Annotated in this window: 1 protein-coding gene and 1 pseudogene; both read left to right on the plus strand. The window is 62.0% G+C overall.

What is annotated here, in order from left to right; genetic code table 11:
• Nucleotides 1-178: 178 nt before the first annotated feature.
• Entirely contained in the window at nt 179-3,067 is a 2,889-nt protein-coding gene (ptrA, locus tag BHU62_RS16905; protein WP_073533041.1) for a pitrilysin, read from the plus strand.
• Nucleotides 3,064-6,031 (plus strand): annotated as a pseudogene (gene recB / locus BHU62_RS16910) (exodeoxyribonuclease V subunit beta); the annotation flags it as partial. The gene ptrA and the pseudogene recB, both read left to right, overlap by 4 nt.

The following is a 6,031-nucleotide window of genomic DNA, read 5'->3' on the forward strand; positions in this document are numbered from 1 at the left end:
TTCAACCATTGGGGTAATTCCCGGTCTTACATAACGTACAGGCATATACCCGCCGTTTTTCAGACCGCCTCGTGGGCGGAGAACCCGGCGAGTACAGATTTGGTTATGTGGTTTTGATGAACGTCGCCAACGTCAGGGAGTGGGCGTAGCGATGTCAGAATAGGGGTTTATTTTGGATATGCGCAGACAGTTGGCCCGCTTCGCCGGGCTGGTATTATTGGCTATGTGTTGGGCACCGTTGAGCTGGGCCGCGCAAGGATGGCAACCGCTGGCGGAAAAGATCAACAAGAGTGAGCACGATCCGCGTCAGTATGAGGCGATCACGTTGGCTAACGGCATGACGGTGCTGCTGGTGTCCGATGCCCAGGCGCCGAAATCGCTGGCAGCGCTGGCATTGCCGGTCGGGTCGCTCGAAGATCCGAATAGCCAGCTGGGGTTGGCGCACTATCTGGAACATATGGTGCTGATGGGATCCAAACGCTACCCACAGCCGGAAAACCTGTCCGAATTCCTGAAAAAGCACGGCGGCAGCCACAATGCCAGCACGGCCTCTTACCGCACCGCCTTCTATCTTGAGGTGGAAAATGACGCGCTGGAGCCGGCGGTCGATCGCATGGCCGACGCCATTGCCGAGCCGCTGCTGGATCCGGGCAATGCCGATCGTGAACGCAACGCGGTGAATGCCGAATTGACGATGGCGCGTTCGCGCGACGGCATGCGTATGGCGCAGGTCGGCGCGGAAACCCTGAACCCGGCGCACCCGAGCGCGCGCTTCTCCGGCGGCAATCTCGACACGCTGAAAGACAAGCCGGGCAGCAAGCTGCATGATGAGCTGACCGGCTTCTATAAGCGCTACTACTCCGCCAACCTGATGATGGGTGTTCTGTACGGCAATCAGCCGCTGTCGCAGCTGGCTGACATTGCGGTCAAAACCTTTGGCCGCGTGCCGAATCATGACGCCAGCGTGCCGCCGATCACCGTACCGGCCGTGACGCCGGAGCAGCAGGGCATCATCATTCACTATGTGCCGGCGCAGCCGCGCAAACAGCTGAAAGTCGAATTCCGCATCGACAACAACAGCGCCGCGTTTCGCAGCAAAACCGATACCTATATCAGCTACCTGATCGGCAACCGCAGCAAAAACACGCTGTCTGACTGGCTGCAGAAGCAGGGGCTGGCGGACGCCATCAATGCCGGCGCCGATCCGATGGTGGATCGCAACGGCGGCGTCTTCGCCATCAGCGTTTCACTGACTGACAAAGGCCTGGCCAAGCGCGACGAGGTCGTTGCCGCTATCTTCAACTACCTGAAAATGCTGCGCAGCGAAGGCATCAAGCAGAGCTACTTCGACGAAATCTCGCATGTCCTGAACCTGGACTTCCGTTATCCGTCGATCACGCGCGACATGGATTACATCGAATGGCTGGTGGACACCATGCTGCGCGTGCCGGTTGAGCATGCGCTGGATGCGCCTTACCTGGCCGACCGTTATGATCCTAAGGCGATCGCCGAACGGCTGGACGCCATGACGCCGCAAAATGCGCGCATCTGGTTCGTCAGCCCGGATGAACCGCACAACAAGACGGCCTATTTCGTTAACGCGCCTTACCAGGTCGACAGAATCACGCCGCAGCGCTTTGCGCAGTGGCAGCAGTTGGGCAGTGGCATTTCCCTGTCGTTGCCGGCGCTCAACCCGTACATTCCGGATGACTTCACTCTGACCAAACCGTCGCACGAGTTTAAAAAGCCGGAAATGGTGGTGGATAAACCAGGCTTGCGTGTGTTGTACATGCCGAGCCGTTACTTCGCCGATGAGCCGAAGGCCGACGTCACCGTCGCTTTCCGCAACGCCAAGACTATGGATTCCGCGCGCAATCAGGTGCTGTTCTCGCTGACGGATTATCTGGCCGGCCTCGCGCTGGATCAGCTGAGCTATCAGGCGTCGGTCGGCGGGCTGAGCTTCTCGACCTCGCCGAACAACGGCCTGATGTTTAACGCCAACGGCTTTACCCAGCGCTTGCCGCAGTTGCTGACGGCGCTGATCGAAGGCTATTCCAGCTTCACGCCGAGCGAAGATCAGCTGGCGCAGGCCAAATCCTGGTATCTGGAGCAGTTGGATGCCGCAGAGAAGGGCAAGGCGTTTGAGCTGGCCATTCAGCCGGTGCAAATGGTTTCCCGCGTGCCGTATTCCGAACGTAGCGAGCGCCGCGAAGTCCTGAAGACGCTGACGCTGAAAGACGTGCTGGCTTATCGCGACAGCCTGCTGGCCGAGGCCACGCCGGAACTGCTGGTGGTGGGCAACATGAGCAAGCAGCAGGTCGACACGCTGGCGTCGACGCTGAAGCAGCGTTTGGGTTGTACCGGTATCGAATGGTGGCACGGCGAAGACGTGGTGGTGGACAAGAATCAGTTGGCCAACCTGCAACAGGTGGGCAGCAGCACCGACTCGGCGCTGGCGGCGGTCTATGTACCGACCGGCTACGACGAAGTGACCGGCATGGCCTACAGCTCGCTGTTGGGGCAGATCATTCAGCCGTGGTTCTACAGCCAGCTGCGCACCCAGGAACAACTGGGGTATGCGGTCTTTGCCTTCCCGATGTCGGTGGGCCGCCAGTGGGGCGTGGGCTTCCTGTTGCAGAGCAACAGCAAACAGCCGGCCTACTTGTACCAGCGCTATCAGGATTTCTACCCGAAAACCGAGAAACGCCTGCGCGACATGAGCGAGGCGGACTTTGAGCAGTACAAACAGGCGCTGATCAACGAGCTGAAACAGCGGCCGCAAACCCTGAGCGAAGAAGCCAGCCGGTTCGCCAACGATTTCGATCGCGGCAACTTCGCCTTCGATACCCGTCAGAAGCTGATCGCGCAGGTGCAACAGCTGACGCCGGCTAAACTGGCGGATTATTTCCACCAGGCGGTGATCCAGCCACAGGGGCTGGCGGTGCTGTCGCAGGTCAGCGGCAGCGGGCAAGACAAGGCGGATTACGCGGCGCCTAAGGATTGGGTCACCTATCCGAACGCGTCTGCATTGCAGCAGATCCTGCCGCGCAAAGTGGCGACGCCATGACGGAAGTTGCCCCGCAGAGGCTGGAGCCGCTGACGTTGCCGCTGTTCGGCGAACGCCTGATAGAGGCGTCGGCGGGCACCGGCAAAACCTTTACCATCGGCGCGCTGTACCTGCGCTTGCTGCTGGGGTTGGGGGGGAGGCGGCGTTTCCCCGTCCGCTGACGGTCGAAGAAATCCTGGTGGTGACCTTTACCGAGGCCGCCACCGAGGAGCTGCGCGGGCGTATCCGCGACAATATCCACGGGCTGCGCATCGCCTGCGTGCGGGGCGTCAGCGCCAATCCGCTGTTTGCGGCGCTGATGGCTGAAATTGACGATCTGGCCGACGCTGCCTCGCAGCTGCTGGCGGCGGAGCGGCAGATGGACGAAGCGGCGATCTACACCATTCACGGCTTTTGCCAACGGATGCTGACGCACAACGCCTTCGAGTCCGGCATGCTGTTTGAACAAACGCTGGTGCAGGACGAGCTGCCGCTGCGGCGGCAGGCCTGCGCCGATTTCTGGCGCCGACACTGCTATCCGCTGCCGCTGGGCGTCGCGCGCGCGGTCAGCCAAGAGTGGAGCGGCCCGGAAGCACTGCTGGCCGATCTTTCCGGTTACCTGCACGGTGAAGCGCCGGCGCTGCGCCGGCCGCCGAAGGATGACGAAACCGTCCTGATGCGCCACGCGCAGATCGTCGCGCGTATCGACGCCATCAAGGCGCAATGGCGGGCGGCGGCGGGCGATCTGGAGGCGTTGATCGCCCAGTCCGGCGTCGATAAGCGCAGCTACAGCAGCAAGCACCTGCCGAACTGGCTGAACAAGGTCGGCGAATGGAGCGGGCAGGAGACCCAGGATTACCAACTGCCGAAGGAGCTGGATAAGTTTCGCCAGTCGGTGCTGTTGGATAAGACCAAGAAAGGCGAGCCGCCGCGGCATGCGCTGTTCACGGCGATCGACGAGCTGTTCGATGAACCGTTGACGCTGCGCGACTTGATCATGGCGCGCGCGCTCAGCGAGATCCGCACTTCCATCCAGCAGGAAAAGCGCCAGCGCGCCGAGCTGGGGTTTGACGACCTGCTCAGCCGGTTGGACGGTGCCCTGCAAAGCGGCGGCGGCGAACAGCTGGCGCAGGCGATCCGCCAGCGTTACCCGGTGGCGATGATCGATGAATTCCAGGATACCGACCCGCAGCAGTACCGTATTTTCCAAAAACTTTACGTCGGCCGCCCCGACTGCGGCCTGCTGCTGATCGGCGATCCCAAGCAGGCGATTTACGCCTTCCGCGGCGCCGACATCTTTACCTACATGCGAGCGCGTTCAGAGGTGAGCGCCCACTATACGCTGGAGACCAACTGGCGCTCGTCGCCGTCGATGGTCGCCAGCGTCAATCACCTGTTTTCTCAGGTAGAAAAACCGTTCCTGTTCGGTCAGATTCCCTTTATCGAGGTCAGCGCGGCGGAAAAGAACCAAGGGTTGGCGTTTGACTTGCACGGTAAGTCGCAACCGGCGATGCAGTTCTGGCTGCAGCAGGGGGAAGGCGCCGGTGTAAGTGATTACCAACAGCTGATGGCGCGCCTGTGCGCCACGCAAATTCGCGACTGGCTCAGCGCCGGGCAGCAAGGCCAGGCGTGGCTGCAAGGCGGCAAAGAGCCTCGGCCAGTACAAGCCTCCGATATCACGGTGCTGGTGCGCAGCCGCAATGAGGCGGCATTGGTGCGCGACGCACTGAGCGCGCTGTCCATTCCGTCGGTCTACCTGTCCAACCGCGACAGCGTGTTCGATACCCCGGAGGCCAAAGACCTGCTGTGGTTGCTGCAGGCGGTGCTGGCGCCGGAGCAGGAGCGCACGCTGCGCAGCGCCATGGCCACCGGGCTGATGGGGCTGGACGCGCCGACGCTGGACGGCCTGAGCCGCGATGAGCATGCCTGGGATGCGCTGGTTGATGAGTTCGACAATTACCGCACGCTCTGGCTGCGCCGTGGCGTGTTGCCGATGCTGAGCGAAGTGATGAAAGCGCGCCAGCTGGCGGAGAACCTGCTGGCCAGCGCCGGCGGCGAGCGTCGCTTGACTGACGTACTGCACCTGGGTGAGTTATTGCAGGAAGCGGCGGCGCAGCTCGACAGCGAACATGCGCTGGTGCGCTGGCTGGCGCAGCAGATTGCCCAACCCAACCGCCAGTCCGACAATCAGCAGCTGCGGCTGGAGAGCGATCGGCATCTGGTGCAGGTGATCACCATCCACAAGTCCAAGGGGCTGGAATTCGATCTGGTGTGGCTGCCGTTCGTCGGCAATTTCCGCCAGCAGCAACAGGCGTTGTATCACGATCGCCACAGCTTCCAGGCATTGCTGGATCTCGATGCCAATGAAGAGAGCCAGGCCTGGGCGGAGGAGGAGCGGTTAGCGGAAGACTTGCGTCTGCTGTACGTTGCGCTGACCCGCTCGGTGTACCACTGCAGCATCGGCATCGCGCCGCTGTTCCAGGGCACGCGCAAGAAACAGGGCGAGACCGATCTGCACCGCAGCGCATTGGGTTATCTGGTGCAGGGCGGGCAGGCCGGCGACGCCGTGTATCTGCAGGAGCGGCTACAGCAATTGGCAGGCGGCGGCATTGCGCTGTCGCTGGTGGAACCACCGGATGAGGTGCCCTGGCAGCCCCAGGCGGCGCTGGCCGAAGCGCTGGCAGCGAAAAGCTTTACCCGGCGGATCCAGGATTTTTGGCGGGTGACCAGCTATACCGGTTTGCAACAGCACGGCGCGAGCCTGATGCAGGATCTGCTGCCGCGTCTGGATGTCGACGCCGCCGGCGAGCGGGGGGAGGAGAGTGAGCCAGCGCTCACACCACATACCTTCCCGCGCGGCGCGACGCCCGGTACCTTCCTGCACAGCCTGTTTGAAACGCTGGATTTCACTCAGCCGCTGGACGAACAGTGGCTGCTGGAACAGCTGCAACAGCACGGGTTTGCCGAATACTGGCAGCCGATTTT

The sequence above is a fragment of the Serratia marcescens genome (assembly GCF_001902635.1).
GTDB lineage: Bacteria > Pseudomonadota > Gammaproteobacteria > Enterobacterales > Enterobacteriaceae > Serratia > Serratia marcescens_F.

Excerpts from the sequence above, each read along its gene's own strand:
- ptrA (WP_073533041.1), top strand. The coding sequence starts at position 179 with ATGCGCAGACAGTTGGCCCGCTTCGCCGGGCTGGTATTATTGGCTATG.